This window comes from Novosphingobium aeonii, from assembly GCF_052279045.1.
GTDB lineage: Bacteria > Pseudomonadota > Alphaproteobacteria > Sphingomonadales > Sphingomonadaceae > Novosphingobium.
Genome location: NZ_CP176832.1, coordinates 387,458 through 408,067, shown reverse-complemented (window position 1 = coordinate 408,067; position 20,610 = coordinate 387,458). Strand labels below are relative to the sequence as shown.

The window sequence follows — 20,610 nt, the reverse complement described above, 5'->3', positions numbered from 1 at the left end:
TCAGAAAGAAGAACAGGAATATTTCCCACTCTTGAAACAAACGACAAGAGAATTTTCCATGGACCGGGCGGACCGCGCACTTCTTGGTGCGTTGCAGGCAGACTCCTCGCGCTCGATCGCCGAACTGGCCGCGCTGGTGAATCTCTCGCCGTCTGCCTGCCATCGCCGTATCCGCGCGCTGGAGGAGCAGGGTCTGATCCTGGGATATGCCGCAAGGGTGGATGCCAGGCGGCTCGGGCTTGCCGTGGAGGTCTTCGTCGAGATCACGCTGACCAGCCAGACCCGCGAAGCGATGGAGCGCTTCGAACGCGCGGTGGGGGATTTCGAGGATATCCTCGAATGCCACCTCATGTCAGGCGCGGCGGATTACCAGTTGCGCGTCGCCGCCGCCGACCTCGATCATTACGACCGCATCCACCGGGACTGCCTGGCGCGGCTGCCGGGGGTTTCCTCGATGCGGACCAGCTTCTCGCTGCGGCGGATCAAGCGCTTCGAAGGCTATGCGGTGCCCTGACCGCCGCCGGTGGCCGATCGCCTTCAGTGAGCGTCGCGCAGGTCCTGGGTGAGGATGCGGTCACGGGCGGCGCGCAGATCGCCGGTCTCGTACTGGATCGACAGGCGCTCCTTGTCGCTGGAGCGATAGGTATTCTCGGCAATGTCGATCTGTTCGAGGGACAGGCCGAGCACTTCCAGCGCCTCGCGGCCCATGACCACGGCCGATTCCATCACTTCGCGGACCATGAAGGTGACGGGTGCGTCCTTCAGGCGGATCATCGCGCGGCGGTCGTAGACGCGGGCGACGATGCGGGCATCCGGGAAAGCCTCGTGGACGTTGAGGAGGAAGCTTTCCGAAAGCTGGTCGCCGTCGATGCAGAACACGATCATCTGCGCATGGCCCGCGCCTGCCTGCCGCAGCAGGTCGATACGGGTGCCGTCGCCGAACCAGACTTTCGCGCCGAAGCCGCTGGCCACGTCGATCATCTCGATATCGGTGTCGATCAGCGTCACCTGGATATCGGCGGCGATCATCACTTGCGCCACGGTCTGGCCGAAGCGGCCGTAGCCGACGACCAGCGCGCTGGCACCGTCCTTGCGCGGGCCTTCGCGGGTTTCCTTGCTGACGGGCATTTCGCGGATGCGCGCGGTGGCCATCATCAGGAACGGGGTGGTGATCATGGACAGGGTGACGATGGCGCTGAACAGGCTGGCCGCCTGCGGCTCGATCAGCCAGGCGTTCTGGGCCTGGGCGAAGAGCACGAAGCCGAATTCGCCGCCCTGGCTCAGCAGCAGGCCAAGCGCCAGCGCGCTGCGCCAGTTCATCCTGAACAGCAGGCCGAGGCCGAAGATCACCGATGCCTTCACCGCGATCAGCGCCACCGCCATGGCGGCGACGAACATCGGCCGCTCGGCAATGGCCGAAAGGTCCAGCATCATGCCCACCGACATGAAGAAGAGGCCGAGCAGGATCGAGCGGAACGGCTCCACGTCCGCTTCCAGTTCGTGGCGATAGGGGGTATCGGCCAGCATGACCCCGGCGATGAAGGCCCCCAGCGCGGTCGACAGGCCGAGCGACTGCATCAGCGCGGCCGAGGCGATTACCGTGAACAGCGCGGCGAAGACGAACATCTCGCGCTCGCCCAGGTTGCCGATCAGGCGGAACAGCGGCCGGATCACGAAGCGCCCGGCCAGGATGAGCCCGGCGATGGCGGCCAGCGTCTCCAGCACCAGGATCCAGCCCGGAGGGCCTTCCGGCAGGTGCGGGTTGCGGTTCATCGCCGCGATGATGGTGATGAGCGGGATGATCGAGAGGTCCTGGAACAGCAGGACCGCGAAGGAACGCTCGCCGAACGGGGTGTTGAGGCGTCCGGCGCTCTGGAGCATCGGCAGGACCTGCGCCGTCGAGGACAGGCCGAGCGGCAGGCCCAGCGCCAGCGATGCGGCGACGCTGAACCCGGTCGAATAGAAGATCACCGCCGAAACCGCGAGGCCGCACAGGGTCACTTGCAGGAAGCCGAGCCCGAAGATCTCGCTGCGCATCCGCCACAGCCGCCGCGGCGCCAGTTCGAGGCCGACGATGAACAGCAGCAGCGTGATCCCCAGTTCCGCGATCCCCAGCTTGTTCTCGGCATCGCCGACGAGGCCGAAGGCATAGGGCCCGAGAATGGCCCCCGCGAGCAGGTAGCCCAGGGTGGCGCCAAGGCCGAGGCGGCGGAACAGCAGGACGAAGGCAAGCGCCGTTCCGAGCAGCAGGAAGCCGTCGTTCAGCAGGAATGCCTGAGTATGATCTTCCATCGGGGCCTTTCGGGCGGGAAGCGGAAAAAGCGGGGCGCGAAGGGGTTACTTAGAACCTCGCAGCGCAGCGCGTAACCCTCGATGGAGGGGGGCCGGAGAAGTTTGGCCGAATTTATCCGCGCCGCCTAGCGGGGCAATATTCCCGTACAGACGTACTTCAGCACCAGCCCGTCCTCGCCTGCCCACTGTACCGCGGAAACCGCCGGGCTGGCGTCGCTCCAGTCCCGCAGGACGGCGCCGTTCGGCTGGACGATCCGCCAGTGATAGGACAGCACCCGCCCGTTCGCGCAGTCCACCGCGCGGTCGGCGTAGAGCATGGTGCCTTGCGGATAGCCGCCACCGGCGCGCAGCAGCACCTGCATCTGCTGGAACTGCCGCCCGATCATGCCGCTCTTCACGCTCAGCTTGTCCACATAGATCCTGCGGCCGAGCATGTTCTCCACATTCGGCACGAAGAGGCGCTGCCACTGCGCGGTCGCGGCGGCGAGCGTCGGCGCCGCGATCAGGCTCAGGCTCAGGCCCAGGCTCAGGCTCAGGCTCAGGCTCAGGGATGCCAGGACGGGAAGCACGGCCAGAAGCGGAGGGTGCGGCCTATTCATCGCGATCAGAGCGGGCTGCCGTTTTCGTCGCGATAGATGTCGCGGCGGCCGACATGGTTGGCGGGGCCGACGTAACCGTCCTGCTCCATGCGTTCGACCCATTTGGCGGCAGTGTTGTAGCCCACGCCCATCTGGCGCTGGAGCCACGAGACCGAGACCTTCTGGTTCTCGAACACGAGCTGGCAGACCTGGCGGTACTTGCGCTCTTCCGGTGCATCCGAAGCGGTGGCGTCGAGGTCGTCGAAGCCGAAGGAGCCTTCTTCCGGCTCTTCGGTGACGGCATCGACGTAATCCGGCTTGCCCTGTCCGCGCCAGTGGTCGGCAACGTGTTCGACTTCCTCGTCCGAGACGAAGGGGCCGTGGACGCGCTTGATCGGGTCGGTGCTGGGTTTGTAGAGCATATCGCCCTTGCCCAGCAGCTGCTCGGCGCCCTGTTCGCCCAGGATGGTGCGGCTGTCGATGCGGCTGGTGACGGCGAAGGAGATGCGGGTCGGCAGGTTGGCCTTGATGACGCCGGTGATGACGTCGACCGAGGGGCGCTGGGTCGCCATGATGAGGTGGATGCCCGCGGCGCGGCTCTTCTGGCTGAGGCGCTGGATCAACACTTCGATTTCCTTGCCGACGGTGACCATGAGGTCTGCCAGTTCGTCGACGATGAGGACGATCTGCGGCAGCGCCTCGTAGTCGAGCTGGCGGTCCTCGTAGAGTTCCTCGCCGGTCTCGGGATCGAAGCCGATCTGGATGCGGCGGCCCAGCGGCTTGCCCTTGGCGGCGGCGGTGCGGACCTTCTCGTTGAAGCTGGCGAGGTTGCGCACGCTGATCTCGCTCATCTGGCGGTAGCGGCGCTCCATTTCCTCCACCGCCCACTTCAGCGCGCGCACGGCCTTGGGCGGTTCGGTGACGACGGGCGAGAGCAGGTGCGGGATGTCGTCGTAGCTCTTGAGTTCCAGCACCTTGGGATCGACGAGGATCAGGCGGCACTGCGCCGGGGTCAGGCGGTAGAGCAGCGAGAGCAGGATCGCGTTGAGGCCGACCGACTTACCCGAACCGGTCGTACCGGCGACGAGCAAGTGCGGCATCGTCGCAAGGTCGGCGACCACGGGTTCGCCGGCGATGTCCTTGCCCAGGATGATCGGCAGCATGCCCTTGTGATTGGCGAAGGCCTCGGAGGCGACCATCTCCTTGAACGAGACCATCTGGCGGTCGGCGTTGGGCAGTTCGATGCCCATGACGGTGCGCCCCGGAATCGAGGAGACGCGCGCCGAGATCGCGCTCATGTTGCGGGCGATATCGTCGGCCAGGCCGATCACGCGGCTGGCCTTGATGCCGGGTGCAGGCTCCAGTTCGTACATGGTGACGACGGGGCCGGTGCGCACGGCCGTGATCTCGCCCTTGACGTTGAAGTCGTCGAGCACGGTTTCCAGCAGGCGCGCGTTGCGTTCGAGGCTGAGCTTGTCGACCTTGGGCTGCGAATTGGGCGGCGGGTCGGCCAGCAGGTCGAGACCCGGCAGCGCGTACTTGTCGAACATGTCCTTCTGGCGGTTGCCGAGGGTGAGCTGCGCAGGGGTGGGGCTGGCCTTGGGGTCGCTGATCTCCGGGGCCTTGCGCGGCTTTTCCGAAGGACCGTCGATCCCGGCGGGCGCTTCCGCGCGGGCGGCGGCGCGGGGCTTGTCGTCCGCCGTTTCGCGCAGTTCCGCCTTCTTCGCGGCAGCGGCCGGAGCGGGGCCATCCTCTCGCGCGCGGCCGATGCGGCCGGGGAGGGTCAGCAGGCGCACCCAGTCGAACGCGAAGACCTGCCCGATCAGCGCCACGCCCGCCAGCGCGCAGAGCAGCGCCAGAACGAGCGTGATCCAGCCCTGCACGGCCGCCGGCGTGAAGGCGGAGATCGAATTGATGGCCTTGGCGCCGAGCAGGCCGGTGATGCCGCCCATCGAGGCGGGAAGGACGCCGCCGGGCTCGGTGAACAGCAGCGACATGACGGTGGCGATCAGCATCATGGCGATCGCCAGCACCGCCACCGGGCGCCACCAGCGCTGGTTCGAATGCTCGATCTCGTTGTCGTCCTCCTCGACCAGCAGCCAGAGCTTGCGGGCGAAGACGTAAAGCAGGGGAATGAAAAGCGCCGCGACCGGGCCGAACAGCACGAGCGCGCGCTCCGCCACCCAGGCGCCGACCGATCCCATCCAGTTCTGCGCGGGGCCGCCTGCCGCCGTGGAGGCGGAGGGGTCCGTCTGGTGATAGCTCACCAGCGCAAGGGCGAGGAACGCCATCGCCGCGAACAGCGCCAGCGCGCCGCTCAACTCGGAGGCGCGGCGCAGAGAACGCTTCATGACGGCGCGCCAGTTCGGCTTGGCGATTCGCCGTCCGGGCGCGAGGGGCCGTGTGGCCATTGGAAATTCCCCCTGGAAATCGGGCCTTGGTCGGGCCCTGGATAATGCGCTCTGGCGGGACTCGCCGTCAAGAATGGATCGGGAACACCCTTGTGGGTGATCGGGCAAGGCCCTGAATCGCGGCCCATTTTCGCGTCGGCAGATGGCGTGCCCGATGCCCGGTCATGCCGCCAAGCGCAATCACCGTAACGCCGGAACGTGCGGCGAGAAGGTGGAAACGCACCGGGCCGAGCGTGCCTGCGCCGGGGTGGGAGCGGGTGGGAAACACCGGCGAGAGCAACACGGCGTCGGCACGGGCCCGGCGGGCTTCGGCGATTTCGCGCAGGGAATGGACGGTGACGAGGCGCAAGGTCGCGGGCCCGGGGGCGAGCTTTCCGGCCGCTCCGTAAGCGCCGTCCGCCCGCCATTCCCGCGCCTGCCGGGCGGTGCCGGACAGGACCACGCGGTGCCCGAAGCGCCGCGCGGCGCGGGCAAGCGCCTCGAACCGCGCCCGGCGATCGGCCGGCGCGAGGTGATAGTGCCGGTAGATCAGGCCCGATCCGCGCGGAAGCCGGGCAAGGGCGTGCTCCAGCCCGCGATCGTTGCGGGCATCGCTCACCAGCCAAATGTCGGGAAGCGGCGATCTGGAAGGACGAGGCATCTGGCGGTTCGGCACGATGGCGCTATAGCAGCGCGCCATGGATCAGCCAGCATCTCCGCTCGAAGACATTCGCGCCCGCATCGCGCAAGCCGCGCATATCGCCGGCCGCGAGCCCGCGTCGATCGAACTCGTCGCCATTTCCAAGACTCACCCGGCCGAGGCCATCGCGCCCCTGATCGCACAGGGCCAGCGCGTGTTCGGTGAGAACCGCGTGCAGGAAGCGGAGGCCAAGTGGCCCGCCCTGCGCGAGGCGCACCCCGACCTGCGGCTCCACCTCGTCGGCCAGCTTCAGTCGAACAAGGCGGAAGACGCGCTGGCGCTGTTCGACTGCATCCACTCGGTCGACCGGCCGTCGCTGGTTTCGGCGCTGGGCAAGGCGATGGACAAGGCCGGGCGGCAGGTTCCCTGTTTCGTGCAGGTCAACATCGGCGCGGAAGAGCAGAAGGGCGGCTGCGCGATTGCCGAGGTGCCCGCGCTGCTGGCTGCCGCGCGCGAGGCGCAGATTCCCGTTGCTGGCCTGATGTGCGTGCCGCCGTTCGGCATCGAGGCGGCGCCGTTCTTCGCGCTGCTCGCCAAGATCGCGGCGGACAACGGCGTTTCGCAGCTCTCGATGGGCATGAGCGACGATTTCGAGGTCGCGGTCATGCTTGGCGCCACGCATGTGCGGATCGGCAGCGCGCTGTTCGGCGCGCGGGACTGATCGAAATCTTCCCGACTTGTCCCGGATCGAGTCCGGGACAAGTCGGGTTCATTCCTCGGCCGTCACTTTCAGTTCGGCGAATCCAGCTCGTTGCCGGTCAGCGTCACGACGTGCAGCAGGTTGGTCGAGCCCGGGGTGCCGAAGGGCACGCCCGCCAGCGCCACCAGGCGCGTGCCGGCGGCGCCGAAGCCGTGGCGCAGGGCCATGCGCTTGCCCTTGGCGATCATTTCCTCGAAGCTGCCGATATCCTTGGTGGTCACCGTATGGGCGCCCCACAGCAGCGCGAGGCGGCGGGCGGTCTTCATCGAGGGGGTCAGCACCAGCATCGGCGCACCGGGACGCTCGCGTGCGACGCGGCGGGCCGAACCGCCCGAGCCGGTGAAGACGATGATGCCTTCGATCGGCAGGGTGTCGGCGATGGTGGCGCAGGATGCCGAGAGCGCGTCTGCCGTGGTGGCATCGGGCGGGGTCTGGGCGAGGTGGATGCGTTCGCGGTAGGTGGAATCGGTTTCCACCTTCACGGCGATGCGGTCCATGATGGTCACGGCTTCGACCGGCCACTGGCCTGCCGCCGTCTCGGCCGAGAGCATAACCGCATCGGCACCGTCATAGACGGCGTTGGCGACGTCGGACACTTCGGCGCGGGTGGGCGAGGGGCTGGTGATCATCGATTCCAGCATCTGCGTGGCCACCACCACCGGCTTGCCGATGGCGCGGGTCTTGGCGATGATGTGCTTCTGGATCGGGGGCACTTCCTCGGGCAGCAGTTCCACGCCGAGATCGCCGCGGGCGACCATGATGCCGTCCGAGAGCTCGATGATACCATCGATCGCATCGACCGCAGCCGGCTTCTCGATCTTCGACATGAGCGCACAGGCCCCGCCGATCAGGCGGCGAGCCTCGGCCACGTCTTCGGGACGCTGGACGAAGGAGAGCCCGATCCAGTCCGCGCCCTGCTCCACCGAGAAAGCGAGGTCGCGGCGGTCCTTGTCGGTCAGCGCCGGGACCGGGACGATGGCGTCAGGCACGTTCACGCCCTTGCGATCCGAGATGTAGCCGCCGACTTCGGCGGTGCACAGGATCGAATCGGCTTCCGGCTTGATGACCACGAGGCGCAGCTTGCCGTCGTCGATCAGCAGGCGCTGGCCCTTCTGGAGGATGCCGAACAGTTCGGGATGGGGCAGGCAGACGCGGTTCTCGTCACCCGGAGTGGGATCGCGGTCCAGCGTGAAGTGCGCGCCGTGGCGCAGGAAGACCTTGCCTTCCGCGAAAGTGCCGACGCGCAGCTTGGGGCCCTGGAGGTCGCACAGGATGGAGACCGGGCGCATCAGGTCCTTTTCGACCGCGCGGATGTTGGCGATGGTTTCGCGGTGGGTTTCATGGTCGCCATGGCTCATGTTGACGCGGAAGGCGTCGGCGCCGGCCTTGAGCAGCTTGGCGATCGTCTCCTTGTCGCGGCTGGCAGGCCCCAGCGTGGCGAGAATCTTCACCTTGCGCTGGCGCTTGATGCCGCGATGGTGCGGCGAACGGCGAAACGGAGGGGTGGTGGCCAAAATCTGTCTGCCTCTCTTTCGATATTTCGGCGACATATGGCAAAGGCGGCATGACAAACCAAGGACGATTGGCAGAAATATGAACGGAAACGACCAGATCGACCAGCTTGACGACGCCGTGGCCGCCGCCGCGTTCCGTCGCCTCGTGCGCCACCTCCAGAACCGCCACGATGCCCAGAACATCGACCTGATGGGATTGGCCGGATTCTGCCGCAACTGCCTGGCCGACTGGATCGTCGATGCCGGGTTCGCAGGCGACAGGGCCGCCGCCCGCGAAGTGATCCACGGCATGCCGTTCGGGGAATGGAAGCAGGCCTACCAGACCGAGGCGACGCCGGAGCAGATCGCGCGGATGGAAGAAAGCGTGAAGAAGAACGTCCCGGGGCACTGATCCTTCGGCCGTCGGCGACCCTGTGGCCCGGTTCGCCGGGTCGCCGCCCGCGCGGTTGCGTCGATCAGGAACTCGCGAGCTTCATGAGCACGAGCCCGGCGAGGATCAGTCCGGCGGCGGCAAGGCGCATGACGCTCAGCGTTTCTCCGAGGAGCACGATCCCCACCGCGAAAGCGCCCAGAGCGCCGATGCCCGTCCACACCATGTAGGCGGTGCCGAGCGGCAGCACCCGCATCGCCCAGGAAAGCAGGCCGAAGCTGGCGAGCATCGCGGCGAGCGTGACGATGCTGGGCCACAGCCGGGTGAAGCCGTGGGACTGTTTCATGGCCGAAGCCCAGACGACTTCGAACAAACCGGCAATGACGAGAACGATCCAGGGCATGGCAGTGGGCATCGGCAACCTCCAAAAAGTGGCTGCCGGGCCGTCCCGGACTTGAATCCTTCAGGGCCGAAGCCGCTGAAAGCCGGGAACGTTGTCACCGTTTACGCTGCTTAGCCAAGGGGGCGGGCAGAGGCAACCGGGGCACTTTTCCCGCTCTACGCACAGGATTTCCACAGGGGGCGCCTTTGCCCGAATCCGGTGCAGCCGCTATCAGCCGCCGCCAAACCGATTCACGATTTTTTCTGGAGCACCAATACCGATGGCCGAAACCACCGACGATCGCCTGCGTCTGCTGATCGAGCGCGTCGAGCGCCTCGAAGAGGAAAAGAAGGGCATTTCGGACGACATCCGCGACGTCTACAACGAAGGCAAGGCAGTCGGCTACGACGTCAAGATCATGCGCCAGATCGTCCGCATCCGTAAGATGAAGCCGGACGACCGCCGCGAGATGGACATGCTGCTCGATACCTACAAGACGGCTCTCGGCATCGACTGATCGCCTGAAAAGGCAAGGTTGCTTTCCGTTGTGCGGGTCCGGCGAATTTTCGGCCGGGCCCGCGCAGGACGCTTGCGTTCCAGCGGGGCGGTTGCCCTCTGCCCTGCGCCTGTTGTAAGGGCGCCCATCCTTTCGACAGAACAACGAATACGGCGGACCCAATGGCAGGCCATTCCAAATTCAAGAACATCATGCACCGCAAGGGCGCGCAGGACAAGAAGCGCTCGGCGCAGTTCAGCAAGCTCAGCCGTGAAATCACCGTTGCGGCCAAGATGGGCATGCCCGATCCGGACATGAACCCGCGCCTGCGCGCCGCCGTCAACGCGGCCAAGGCGCAGTCGATGCCCAAGGACAACATCCAGCGCGCGATCGACAAGGCCAGCAAGGGCGATGCCGAGAACTACGAGGAAGTGCGCTACGAGGGTTACGGCCCCGGCGGCGTCGCCCTCATCGTCGAGGCGCTGACCGACAACCGCAACCGCACCGCCACCAACGTGCGCACCGCTTTCTCCAAGAACGGCGGCAATCTTGGTGCTTCGGGCGCGGTTTCGCACGGTTTCGAGCGTCTCGGCCTGATCGAGTATCCCGCCAGCGTGGGTGACGAGGACAAGGTCCTCGAAGCCGCCATCGAAGCCGGTGCCGACGATGTCGAGAGCGACATGGGCGATGGCGACGAGAATCCCGGCAGCCACCAGATCTGGGTCTCGGTCGATTCGCTTCACGAAGTCGCCCGCGAACTGGAAAAGGTCCTTGGCGAAGCCGAGGGCGTGAAGCTGGCGTGGAAGCCCAACCTCACCGTCGATGTCGATGCCGACACCGCCGGCACGCTGATGAAGCTGGTCGATACTCTCGAAGACGACGACGACGTCCAGACCGTCTGGGGCAATTACGAAATCTCGGACGAAGTCATGGAGAAGCTGGGCTGATCCAGCTTCCCGTAGCGTCCGTTTTCCCGGTGCTCGCGGTAGCGGCACTGGGAGCCGCGTGCCTGGCGCTTTCGCCTGCCGGGCCGGCGGTCGCGGACAGCGGCGCGCCAGTGGCCAGCCACTGCGTGCCGGGCGAGCGGGTGCTCTACTCCTGCGCGTTCCCGCGCGGAGTGGGGTCGCTCTGCTCCGACGGCGAGACCGTGCATTATCGCTACGGCCCGCGCGGAAAGGCGGAGATCGACCTTGCCGGCCTGCCGGACTGGTCGAACGTGCGCGTCGGCGACGTGCGCGGGCAGGGCAACGGCTATGAACGGCATGTCCGCATCAGCCGCGGCCGCTTCCATTACGTCGTGTTCGAAGGGATGAACGGCGAACTGAGCGAGAGCCCGGGGCGGGCCTATTCGGGCATCGCCGTGCTGGAAGGCGCGCGCGGGGAACGGGAACTCACCACCCTGTCGTGCCCCGGACGGTCCGCGCACGACCTTTCCGCTCCCCTCCTCCAGGAACGCGCCGAAGCGGAGGAGCCGAACGGCCCCTTCGACATGTGGTACTGAGGCGATGATCATCATCGGGCTCGACCCGGGGCTGACCTGCACCGGCTGGGGCATCGTCGCCAAGAGCGGCAGCCGGCTCAGCCATATCGCCAACGGCCAGATCCGCACGGACGCCAAGGCCGGAATGGCCGAACGGCTGGTCGAACTCGATGCCGCGCTCACTGACGTGATCCTGCATCACCGTCCGGATTCGGGCGCGGTGGAGGAGGTCTTCGTCAACGTGAACCCGCAATCGACGCTCAAGCTCGGTCAGGCGCGCGGCGTTGCCATGCTCAGCCTTGCGCGGGCCGGAATGCCGGTGGCGGAATATTCCACCAAGGTCATCAAGAAGGCGCTCGTCGGCACCGGCGGGGCGGACAAGAAGCAGATCCAGCATATGCTCAAGGTCCTGCTGCCCGGCGTGACGCTGGCGGGCGAGGATGCCTCGGACGCGCTGGCGGTGGCCATCACGCATGCCAACATGCTCGGCAGCCATCGCTGACGGAACCGGCAGGGGGCAGCGCCGTTGCCTCTTCATGGACAGTACCGACGAGAACTGGATGCGCGAGGCCCTGCGTCTTGCGGTGGAGCGAAAGGGCACCGACCCGTCGCACACCCCTATCGCCGCGCTGGTCGTGCTGGGGGACCGCCTCGTCGCCTCGGGCGTCAATCGTACCGCCGAATGCTGCGATGCCACCGCCCACGCCGAGATCGAAGCCTTCCGCGCCGCTGGCAAGGCGATGGGCGACATGCGCATCGAAGGCGCCACGCTCTATTCCACGCTCCAGCCCTGCGGCATGTGCACCATGGCCGCGATCTGGGCTGGGGTTAGCCGCATCGTCCATGGCGCGGGGCGCGGCGATGTCCATCCGATGTACTTCGAGGATCGCCACCTCTCGACGCTCGATTTCGTGGCGGACGCCTACAAGGACGACCTGACGCTGAGAGGCGGCGTGCTCGCGCAGGATTGCGCCGCGCTCTATTACCGGCCGTGGGACGATGTGCCCGAGGATCAGCAAGCGAACCTTTAAGCGCCTAGAGCCCCGCCCGCTCGATCGAGCTCTGGAGATTGTACACCGGGTCAGGAGTGCAGCTTCCCGGGCGAAGGTAGAGGCAGGGCTGCTCCTTCGGAAGTTGCCGGCAGGCGATCTTCTCGTACCCTTCCGCCCCTCGCGGGCGTTCGCTTCCCGCCAGCAGGGCATTGGCCGCCCGGGCAAGCCCCGGAGGAAGCGGTTTGCGCCCCTCCTGCACGCCCTTGGGCGCCACCGAGATCGGCAGGTCGCGGGGCAGGATCGAAGGCACCACGTAGAGATAGTAGGATTCGGCTACGGCAAGCCGGCAGACGCGCGGGTCCTGCGCGGCTGCTATCGCCAGTTCGCTCAGTCCGCCGCCTCCGCGCATCGATCGGTAGCCGCCGGTCGTCGCGAAGGAGGCGAAGCTGAGCAGCGCCCAGATCGCCATGGTCGCCGCCAGTGGAAGCGTATCGCGTCGACCGGCCGTCCGGTTTCTCAGCAGCCAGTCCACCAGCGTCAGGGAGCCGATGCCCGCGATCGTCAGGGTGCCGAGCGTGGCGATCCAGACGAAGCGGTATTCCTTGTGCGCGATCAGGCTGTGCGCAGCCACGGTGAGCGCGGCAGCGAGAAGCAGCGGGGCATATCGCCGCGCCGCCGGAACCACGGCAATCACGGCGAACAGCAACGGTGCGGCGCCGAAATGGCGATAGAATTCGAACAGGTATTCAAGCGGCCCGCTGGTTCCGAAGCCAGCCGCCTTGCCCTCGCCGATGTTCTTGGTGAGGTTGGCGATCACCCAGCCGAACGGCACAGCGCCGCGCGCAAGATCGCTTGCCGCGCCGATCGCCAGCGCCGCGATGCCGCCGATCGCCAGCGGTTTCCACCGCCTGACGTCGGCGAACAGGGCTGAAAGGGCGAGCACCGCCACGAAAGGTGCGAACTGGAAACGGACGAGCAGGCCGATGCCGAGCAGGAAGCCGCTGCCGGTGATCGCCGCGCGGCCGGCGGCGCTGTCCAGGAGCGGAGCGGCGGCAAGCAGGATCAGGGCCGCGGCAAGGCTTTCCGACAGCAGCAGGTCGGAGAACAGCACGCTCTGCCACCATGTCGCCACGACGAACATCGCGACCAGCGCATGGCGGCGGGACGTCAGCGCGCCCAGTCGCCACGCGGCGGGAAGGGCCAGCAGCGTCAGCACGGCATAGCAGATCCGCGCGGCGTACATCGGCGCGAGAGTGCCCGGCGCCAGCCTGTGGGCGATCCACATCGGCAGGCAGAGAAGCTGCGGGATCAGTTCGTTGCGGATGCCGAAGCGCGTTTCCCACGGCAGCAGCCCATGCCCGGTGGCGAGCCGGTTGGCTTGTTCGAGATACTGCGCCAGTTCGTCGGGGTGCAGCAGGTCAAGCGGGGCGAAGGCCAGCGCCCTCAGCACCAGCGCAAGGATCAGCACGCCGCCTGTGACCAGCCACCCCGTTTGCCGGTTCCGGTTGCGCGTTCCGGCTGCGCCCTGCTGTCCGCTCTGCCCCATGCCTTCGTGCTAGCCGAGCGGCTGTGCCAAGTCATCCAGAGCCTTGGCGCTTTTCGCCCTTCCTTGGCCATCCGCGCTATGCCATAGGAACAAACCATGATCGCCAAGCTTACAGGTCTGCTCGACGACACCGGCCCCGACTGGGCGATTATCGACGTCAACGGCGTCGGTTATCTCGTCCATTGTTCGGCGCGCACGCTCGACCATCTCGGCATCCGGGGTGACAAGGTTGTCGTCCATACCGAGATGCAGGTCTCGGAAACCGACCAGCGCCTGATCGGCTTCACCAGCGGGGCGGAACGCAACTGGTTCCGCCTGCTGACGGCGGTGCAGGGCGTCGGTTCTAAAGTGGCGCTGGCGATCCTCTCGGCGCTGACGACCGAGGAACTGCAGCGCGCCTGTGCGGGCGGCGACAGCGCCATGGTCGCGCGCGCCAACGGCGTCGGCCCGAAGCTGGCCAGCCGCATCGTCAACGAACTCAAGGACAAGGCGGGCGGCATGCCCACCGTGCCCGGAGCGCCGGGCCTTGCGGCGGTGGCGGCACCTGCCGGATTTTCCAGCGCAGATGCCGTTTCCGCACTCCAGAACCTCGGCTTCAAGCCCGCAATCGCCGCGATGGCGGTCGGCAAGGCGGTGGAGGAACTGGGCGAGGATGCCGGGCTCAACGACCTTGTCCGCGTCGCGCTGAAGAAGGCGGCGGGGTGAACAAGGTTTTCGTCCCGCCCCAATGTCATCCTGAACTTGCGTCAGCGGCCTTGTCGCCGCGTGCTCCGGAACCGGCGCGGTGTTGAGGCGCCGGTATATGATTGTGTCGGCGCTCGCGCTTGCTGCCGCGGCCGGTTATCTGTCTATCCGCAATGACCTTGCCATCGACCATTGTTTGGACGGGGGCGGAGCGTGGGATTACACGAAGAAGGTTTGCCGTTTTCAATGACCGATAATCCCATCCTTACCTCTGCCCGCCAGCCCGAGGACGTCGATGCGGCGCTGCGGCCCAAGACGCTTGCCGAATTCGTCGGGCAGGCTGCGGCGAAGGACAATCTTCGTGTCTTCATCGAAAGCGCCAAGTCGCGCCGCGAGGCGATGGACCATGTGCTGTTCTTCGGGCCTCCGGGCCTCGGCAAGACCACGCTGGCGCAGATCGTCGCGCGCGAACTGGGCGTGGGTTTCCGCGCCACCAGCGGCCCGGTGATCGCCAAGGCGGGTGACCTTGCCGCGCTGCTGACCAATCTCGAACACGGCGACGTGCTGTTCATCGACGAGATCCACCGCCTCAATCCGGTGGTCGAGGAAGTGCTCTACCCGGCGATGGAGGACCGTGCGCTCGATCTCATGATCGGCGAAGGCCCTTCGGCGCGCTCGGTGCGGATCGACCTGCCGCCCTTCACGCTGGTCGGTGCGACGACGCGTCAGGGCCTGCTCCAGACGCCGCTGCGCGATCGTTTCGGCATTCCGGTGCGTCTCCAGTTCTACACTGTGGAGGAACTGGAAAAGGTCGTGACCCGCGGCGCCGGGCTGCTGGGCATCGGCATCGACAAGGGCGGCGCGACCGAGATCGCCCGCCGCGCGCGCGGCACCCCGCGCGTCGCAGGCCGCCTGATGCGCCGCGTGCGCGATTTCGCCCATGTCGCGGGCAGCGATATCATCACTCACGAAATCGCCGATGACGCGCTGACGCGGCTGGAAGTCGATTCCATCGGCCTCGATGCGCAGGATCGCCGCTACCTGCGGATGATCGCCGGTATCTACAAGGGCGGCCCGGTGGGTGTGGAGACACTGGCGGCGGGCCTGTCCGAGCCGCGCGACACGATCGAGGAAGTGATCGAGCCCTACCTGATCCAGCTCGGCCTCGTCGCGCGGACTGCGCGCGGGCGCTGCCTGAACGACATGGGCTGGCAGCACCTGGGCATGACGCCGCCGCAATCCGGAGGCCCGCAGGGCCCCATTCCGGGCGGACTTTTCGATTCGGAAGGCGATTGAGGGAAAGGCGATTTCCGCCAGAAAACTGTCGGTTGTGTTTACAGACCTGTCTTTCGATAGTCCCGCTTCGGCACAGGTTGTGCGTTACATCGGAAAACTAACGCGATTTCCCGCTACGGGACTGTCGAAACTCGGTTAACGGCATTGTTCCGTTAACCGCTCTCTGCGCTTGTTGATGGCAAGTCGGTTCAAGTGGTGTCGGTCGCAGTCGCACACGAGCCGAGCAGAACGAAGAGAGAGACGATCATGTCGGTTCGGATGGCCTTGGCGAAACTGTCTGCCTGTGCGGCGGGCTGCGCTATCATTGGCGGCGGCGCCGTCCATGTCGCCGAGACTCAGAAGAGCGGTGTCGAGTATCGCAAGCTGAAGTCGGCGAAGGTCGCGAAAGTGGCGAAAGTCGAGCGTCCGGCCAGGCGCCTCGTGCGCAAGGAGCCGGAACGGACCACCAGGCGCATGCGCCGCATCGTCAAGCGGACCTGCTGCGACCAGCCGCAAGTGGCCATGGTGCCGCTGCCCCCGCCCTACATTCCGCCCGCCCCGCCGCCGAGCTACGCCGGCGGCAGCGGCGGCGCGCCGGTCGTGATCGGCGGCGGAGGAGGCGGTTTCGGCGGTGGTTTCTTCGGCGGCTTCTTCGGCGGCGGCGGTGGTTCTAGCGGCGGCAACGTCATCATCAGCTCGACCAGCAGCGGTGGTTCCACCTCCAGTTCATCGTCCACCGGCGGACTGACGACCACGACGACCGGCGGATCGACGTCTTCCTCTTCCTCGACCGGCGGTCTCACGACCACCACGACCACGGGGGGGCTGACCACCACCACAACAACGGGCGGAATCACCTCGACGACGACTTCGTCCAGTTCCGGCGATGTTTCGACCAGCACGAGTTCCTCCACCTCGTCGTCCAGTTCCACCTCCTCGTCCAGTTCAACGTCGTCGTCGACGAGCAGTTCGAGTTCGACCTCGACATCGTCGGGCTCGACCGGTTCGTCAGGTTCGACCACCACTTCGACCGGCGGAGATGGTTCGCCGCCTGGACCGCCGACCGACGTTCCGGCACCGCCGATGCTGATCCTGTTTGGCGCGGCGGCGGCAGCGGTGATCGGTCGCCAGCGGCTGGCCCGCCGCAAGACCTGAGTTTCCCACCACCGGGGGAAGCAGGAAGGGCGGCGCCTCGGCGCCGCCCTTTTTCGTGTCCGGTCATGTCGCCGAGGCAGCGCCAAAAGGAAAACCCCGCCCCGCGCGAACGCGGGACGGGGTTTTACCGAGCCGGTTAAGGCTGCCGGTCGCTTAGGCGGCCAGCTTGCGCAGCACGTACTGCAGGATGCCGCCGTTGTTGAAGTATTCCACTTCGTTGGCGGTATCGATGCGGCACAGCGCGGTGAAGGTGAAGGTCGAACCGTCCGGACGGGTCACTTCGACTTCCACGTCCTGGCGCGGCTTGAGGCTGGCAACGCCCTTGATCGTGAAGGCGTCGTCGCCGGTCAGGCCGAGCGACTGGCGGCTGTCGCCGTCCTTGAACTGCAGCGGAAGCACGCCCATGCCGACCAGGTTCGAACGGTGGATACGCTCGAAGCTCTCGACGATCACGGCGCGCACGCCGAGCAGGTTGGTGCCCTTGGCCGCCCAGTCGCGCGACGAACCGGTGCCGTACTCCTTGCCGGCCACGACCACCATCGGCGTGCCTTCGGCCTTGTACTTCTGCGCCACGTCGTAGACCGGCAGGACCTCTTCACCGAAGCGGCTCATGCCGCCTTCGATGCCGGGGACCATTTCGTTGCGGATGCGGATGTTGGCAAAAGTGCCGCGCATCATGACTTCGTGATGGCCACGGCGCGAACCGTAGGAGTTGAAGTCCGCCTTGGCGACCTGGTGCTCCATCAGCCACTGGCCTGCCGGGCTGTCGGCCTTGATCGAACCGGCCGGCGAGATGTGGTCGGTGGTGATCGAATCGCCGAGGATCAGCAGGGGCTTCGCCTCGATGATGTCGTTCACCGGCGCCGGGGTCATTTCCATGCCCTCGAAGTACGGCGGGTTGGCGACGTAGGTCGAACCGGCGCGCCACGAGTAGGTGTCCGAACCGACGACGTTGATCGCCTGCCAGTGCTTGTCGCCCTTGTAGACGTCGGCGTATCGGGCCTGGAACATGCCGCGATCGACGCAGGCATTCATCGTGGTGCTGACTTCGAGGTTGGTCGGCCAGATGTCCTTGAGGTAGACGTCCACGCCGTCCTTGCTCACGCCGATCGGGGTGGTGGTGAAGTCTTCCACCACGGTGCCCTTCAGAGCGTAGGCGACGACCAGCGGCGGCGAGGCCAGGAAGTTCGCGCGCACGTCCGGCGAGACGCGGCCTTCGAAGTTGCGGTTGCCAGAGATGACCGCCGAGGCGACGAGGCCGTTCTCGTTGATCGCCTTCGAGATCGGTTCCGCGAGCGGGCCCGAGTTACCGATGCAGGTGGTGCAGCCGTAGCCGACCAGGTTGAAGCCGATGTTGTCGAGGTGAGACTGGAGACCGGCCTTGTTCAGGTAGTCGGTGACGACCTGCGAACCCGGTGCCAGCGAGGTCTTGACCCAGGGCTTGGGCTTCAGGCCCAGTTCGTCGGCCTTCTTGGCGACGAGACCTGCCGCAACCAGCACGCCCGGGTTCGAGGTGTTGGTGCACGAGGTGATGGCGGCGATCATGACGTCGCCGTCACCGATGTCGAAGTCCTTGCCTTCCACGGGAACGCGGGTGGCGGTCTTCTTGTAGGTGTCGGCCATGTCCTTGTTGAACACGTCGTCGACGTCGGGAAGCGCGACCCAGTCCTGCGGACGCTTCGGGCCGGCGAGCGAAGGCACGACGGTCGACATGTCGAGTTCGAGGGTCGAGGAGAAGATCGGGTCGGCGGCGGCCGGGTCGATCCAGAAGCCCTGTTCCTTGGCATAGGCTTCGACGAGGGCGATCTGCTCTTCCTCGCGGCCGGTGAGGCGCAGGTAGTCGATGGTCTTTTCGTCGATGCCGAAGAAGCCGCAGGTGGCGCCGTATTCCGGGGCCATGTTGGCAAGCGTCGCACGGTCGGCAAGGCTCAGCGAGGCGAGGCCGGGGCCGAAGTATTCGACGAAGCGGCCGACCACGCCGTGCTTGCGCAGCATGGCGGTGCAGGTCAGCACGAGGTCGGTGGCGGTGACGCCTTCCTGAAGCTCGCCGGTCAGCTTGAAGCCGACGACTTCGGGGATGAGCATCGAGACCGGCTGGCCGAGCATCGCGGCTTCCGCCTCGATGCCGCCCACGCCCCAGCCCAGCACGCCCAGGCCGTTGACCATGGTGGTGTGGCTGTCGGTGCCGACGCAGGTGTCGGGATAGGCGACCAGTTCACCGTTCTGGTCTTCGCTCGACCAAACGGTCTTGGCGATGTTTTCCAGGTTCACCTGGTGGCAGATGCCGGTGCCCGGGGGAACGGCGTAGAAGTTGTCGAGCGACTTGGAGCCCCACTTGAGGAAGTCGTAGCGCTCCATGTTGCGCTGATATTCGATTTCCACGTTCTCTTCGAACGCCTTGGGGTGGCCGAATTCGTCGACCATGACCGAGTGGTCGATCACCAGGTTCACGGGAACCAGCGGGTTGATCTTGCTGGTGTCGCCGCCGAGGGTGGCGATGGCATCGCGCATGGCGGCCAGATCGACCACGCAGGGAACGCCGGTGAAGTCCTGAAGCAGAACGCGGGCGGGACGGTACTGGATCTCGTCGCCGGTAACCGGGTTCTTCTGCCAGTCGGCAACCGACTGGATGTCCTTGGTCGAGACGGTGAAGCCGCCGTCCTCGAAGCGCAGGAGGTTTTCAAGAAGGACCTTCATCGAGAAGGGAAGGCGCGAAACGTCGCCAACCTTTTCGGCAGCCTTCTTGAGAGAGTAGTAGGCGATCTGCTTGCCGCCGACTATCATGGTGCTGCGGGTGCCGAGCGTATCCTGTCCGACCTGGGTCATATTGGGTATTATCCCCTTCTGTATGGAGCGTGCCACGTGAAGAGCGGCTATTCCGAAACCCACTAGCCCAGGTTCCGAAAATCATCGCCGTGCTGCATCGCGACAAGCGGATTCTTCGGCCCCGCCGATGCGCGTTCGCGGCCCTCAGGTCAAGGGGGCGTGCGTGGTGACTAGGACTCGACTTTTGCGTTTCTTGCACCTGTCCAGCAGCCGATCATGATGAGAATCGTCCCGGCAACGGTGGAGACATCAAGTCGCTCCCCGAACATCAGCCAGCCCAGCAGGGCGGCCCAGAAGAAGCCGGTATATTCGATCGGCAGCAGTACTTGCGTCTCGGCACGGGCATAGCCCCAGGACAGGAACAGCAGGGCACTTGTCGCCAGCGCCGCTCCGGCAAGGATGAGAACCAGGCTCCGCCCATCCGGCACGACCGCGAACCAGGGCGAAAAAGCCAGGAAAATCAGCGTAACGAGCAGGTTCTGGAACTGCGCGATCTCCACCGGCCCTGCCAGCAGCGCCTGTTTGCGCTGGAGAACGAGGTTGATCGCATAGAACACGGCGGAGAGCAGGATCGCGGTCGTGCCCTCTATCGCCTCGTTCGAATAGCTCCCCGCGCCGAAGCGTCCGGCGCCGATCACCAGCACGCCCAGAATGCCCAGCAGCGAGGCGACGATGGCGCGGCGGCGGATCGTCTCCCCCAGCAGGATCGCCGCGAAATAGAGCGCGATGATCGGCGAGACGAAGGAAATCGCGATTCCCTCGGCCATAGGAATTCGTACCAGGCCATAGAAAAACAGCGCAGCCATCGCCGAAGTGATCGCCGCGCGCAGGGCGTGGACCTTCAGTACCGCGCGCGAGGGTACCGGGCGGCCCGCGACGAGCCAGAGCGGAAGGGTGAGGATCGTGCCGAAGAGATTGCGCAGCAGCAGCGCGGTAAACACGCCGATCGCGATGGAGGCGCCCTTGATCGCGGCGTCCATCGCGCTGAACGTGGCGATCCCCGCAATCACCGCAAGCACCGGCAGGACTGAGGGACGATGGTCCGAAAGGGGGGCTGCGGCTGTACTCATCAGGCCCTGCCTGTCGCCGGGCGCAAGCCTCCAGGCAAGCAATTCATCGCAGCGACAGGCGAAATCCTTGATGTAGGCCTTATATAGGGGCAAAGCGGGGACTATCGGCAGCCGTCTTCACATGGCTGCGTTTCCTCCTTGCATCACACACGCATCACTA

20 protein-coding genes are annotated in these 20,610 nt (G+C 66.2%); 11 read left to right on the top strand and 9 right to left on the bottom strand.

Annotated features, from left to right (window positions below):
• Positions 1-58 precede the first annotated feature (58 nt).
• The gene (locus ACLIMP_RS02040) at positions 59-514 is read left to right on the top strand and encodes an Lrp/AsnC family transcriptional regulator (RefSeq protein ID WP_054442223.1); all 456 of its coding nucleotides are present in this window, start codon (positions 59-61) and stop codon (positions 512-514) included.
• A 23-nt stretch (positions 515-537) separates the two neighbouring features.
• Here the strand turns inward: ACLIMP_RS02040 and ACLIMP_RS02035 are convergent, their stop codons facing one another.
• From ACLIMP_RS02035 to ACLIMP_RS02020, 4 genes are all read right to left on the bottom strand, one after another.
• Positions 538-2,292, bottom strand: a complete 1,755-nt coding sequence (locus ACLIMP_RS02035; protein ID WP_054442224.1) for a cation:proton antiporter domain-containing protein — start codon at positions 2,290-2,292, stop codon at positions 538-540.
• Positions 2,293-2,417: 125 nt separating this feature from the next.
• Entirely contained in the window at positions 2,418-2,891 is a 474-nt protein-coding gene (locus tag ACLIMP_RS02030; RefSeq protein WP_443478019.1) for a hypothetical protein, read from the bottom strand.
• A 5-nt stretch (positions 2,892-2,896) separates the two neighbouring features.
• Positions 2,897-5,281 carry an FtsK/SpoIIIE family DNA translocase gene (locus ACLIMP_RS02025; protein ID WP_324697204.1) on the bottom strand — a complete coding sequence of 795 codons (2,385 nt, stop codon included), beginning with the start codon at positions 5,279-5,281 and terminating at the stop codon, positions 2,897-2,899.
• A 67-nt stretch (positions 5,282-5,348) separates the two neighbouring features.
• Positions 5,349-5,960: a thiamine phosphate synthase gene (locus ACLIMP_RS02020; RefSeq protein WP_443478018.1), complete on the bottom strand. Its 612-nt coding sequence runs from the start codon at positions 5,958-5,960 to the stop codon at positions 5,349-5,351.
• Here ACLIMP_RS02020 and ACLIMP_RS02015 point away from each other — a divergent pair.
• Complete coding sequence (locus ACLIMP_RS02015; RefSeq protein WP_324697200.1) at positions 5,959-6,621, top strand: YggS family pyridoxal phosphate-dependent enzyme; 663 nt, start codon at positions 5,959-5,961, stop codon at positions 6,619-6,621. The two genes, ACLIMP_RS02020 and ACLIMP_RS02015, sit on opposite strands and share 2 nt — an antisense overlap.
• Positions 6,622-6,689: 68 nt before the next feature.
• Here the strand turns inward: ACLIMP_RS02015 and pyk are convergent, their stop codons facing one another.
• Positions 6,690-8,174: a pyruvate kinase gene (pyk, locus tag ACLIMP_RS02010; protein WP_292635473.1), complete on the bottom strand. Its 1,485-nt coding sequence runs from the start codon at positions 8,172-8,174 to the stop codon at positions 6,690-6,692.
• Between the two features lie 79 nt (positions 8,175-8,253).
• Here pyk and ACLIMP_RS02005 point away from each other — a divergent pair, with 79 nt between their 5' ends.
• A complete protein-coding gene (locus ACLIMP_RS02005) occupies positions 8,254-8,565 on the top strand; it encodes a DUF1244 domain-containing protein (RefSeq protein WP_324697196.1) in 312 nt (103 codons plus the stop codon).
• A 64-nt stretch (positions 8,566-8,629) separates the two neighbouring features.
• On the opposite strand, the gene sugE is transcribed toward ACLIMP_RS02005, so the two are convergent.
• Positions 8,630-8,947, bottom strand: coding sequence for a quaternary ammonium compound efflux SMR transporter SugE (gene sugE, locus ACLIMP_RS02000; RefSeq protein ID WP_054442293.1), 318 nt, complete (start codon positions 8,945-8,947; stop codon positions 8,630-8,632).
• Positions 8,948-9,206: 259 nt separating this feature from the next.
• On the opposite strand from sugE, the gene ACLIMP_RS01995 reads away from it, so the two are divergent.
• The 5 genes from ACLIMP_RS01995 (at position 9,207) to ACLIMP_RS01975 (ending at position 11,933) form a co-directional block, all read left to right on the top strand.
• The gene (locus ACLIMP_RS01995) at positions 9,207-9,443 is read left to right on the top strand and encodes a DUF2312 domain-containing protein (RefSeq protein ID WP_021232392.1); all 237 of its coding nucleotides are present in this window, start codon (positions 9,207-9,209) and stop codon (positions 9,441-9,443) included.
• A 161-nt stretch (positions 9,444-9,604) separates the two neighbouring features.
• Entirely contained in the window at positions 9,605-10,369 is a 765-nt protein-coding gene (locus ACLIMP_RS01990; RefSeq protein ID WP_132468669.1) for a YebC/PmpR family DNA-binding transcriptional regulator, read from the top strand.
• Positions 10,370-10,398: 29 nt separating this feature from the next.
• Positions 10,399-10,923 carry a hypothetical protein gene (locus ACLIMP_RS01985; protein WP_185998446.1) on the top strand — a complete coding sequence of 175 codons (525 nt, stop codon included), beginning with the start codon at positions 10,399-10,401 and terminating at the stop codon, positions 10,921-10,923.
• A gap of 4 nt (positions 10,924-10,927) precedes the next feature.
• Positions 10,928-11,404 (top strand): crossover junction endodeoxyribonuclease RuvC, encoded by a 477-nt coding sequence (gene ruvC / locus ACLIMP_RS01980; RefSeq protein WP_054442230.1) that lies wholly within the window; start codon positions 10,928-10,930, stop codon positions 11,402-11,404.
• Between the two features lie 34 nt (positions 11,405-11,438).
• Positions 11,439-11,933 (top strand): nucleoside deaminase, encoded by a 495-nt coding sequence (locus tag ACLIMP_RS01975; protein ID WP_185998447.1) that lies wholly within the window; start codon positions 11,439-11,441, stop codon positions 11,931-11,933.
• Between the two features lie 4 nt (positions 11,934-11,937).
• Here ACLIMP_RS01975 and ACLIMP_RS01970 read toward each other — a convergent pair whose 3' ends face one another.
• The gene (locus tag ACLIMP_RS01970) at positions 11,938-13,440 is read right to left on the bottom strand and encodes a glycosyltransferase family protein (protein ID WP_324697188.1); all 1,503 of its coding nucleotides are present in this window, start codon (positions 13,438-13,440) and stop codon (positions 11,938-11,940) included.
• A gap of 96 nt (positions 13,441-13,536) precedes the next feature.
• Here ACLIMP_RS01970 and ruvA point away from each other — a divergent pair, with 96 nt between their 5' ends.
• The 3 genes from ruvA to ACLIMP_RS01955 all read left to right on the top strand — a co-directional run bounded on the left by ruvA (position 13,537) and on the right by ACLIMP_RS01955 (position 16,554).
• Positions 13,537-14,145: a Holliday junction branch migration protein RuvA gene (gene ruvA / locus ACLIMP_RS01965; protein WP_054442233.1), complete on the top strand. Its 609-nt coding sequence runs from the start codon at positions 13,537-13,539 to the stop codon at positions 14,143-14,145.
• A 225-nt stretch (positions 14,146-14,370) separates the two neighbouring features.
• Positions 14,371-15,420, top strand: coding sequence for a Holliday junction branch migration DNA helicase RuvB (gene ruvB, locus ACLIMP_RS01960; RefSeq protein WP_054442234.1), 1,050 nt, complete (start codon positions 14,371-14,373; stop codon positions 15,418-15,420).
• Between the two features lie 246 nt (positions 15,421-15,666).
• Complete coding sequence (locus tag ACLIMP_RS01955; protein ID WP_165913178.1) at positions 15,667-16,554, top strand: PEP-CTERM sorting domain-containing protein; 888 nt, start codon at positions 15,667-15,669, stop codon at positions 16,552-16,554.
• Between the two features lie 153 nt (positions 16,555-16,707).
• Here the strand turns inward: ACLIMP_RS01955 and acnA are convergent, their stop codons facing one another.
• Both acnA and ACLIMP_RS01945 read right to left on the bottom strand, forming a co-directional pair.
• On the bottom strand, positions 16,708-19,380 hold the full coding sequence (gene acnA / locus ACLIMP_RS01950; protein ID WP_443478017.1) for an aconitate hydratase AcnA: 2,673 nt from the start codon (positions 19,378-19,380) through the stop codon (positions 16,708-16,710).
• A 170-nt stretch (positions 19,381-19,550) separates the two neighbouring features.
• The gene (locus ACLIMP_RS01945; RefSeq protein ID WP_054442294.1) at positions 19,551-20,450 is read right to left on the bottom strand and encodes a DMT family transporter; all 900 of its coding nucleotides are present in this window, start codon (positions 20,448-20,450) and stop codon (positions 19,551-19,553) included.
• Positions 20,451-20,610 lie beyond the last annotated feature (160 nt).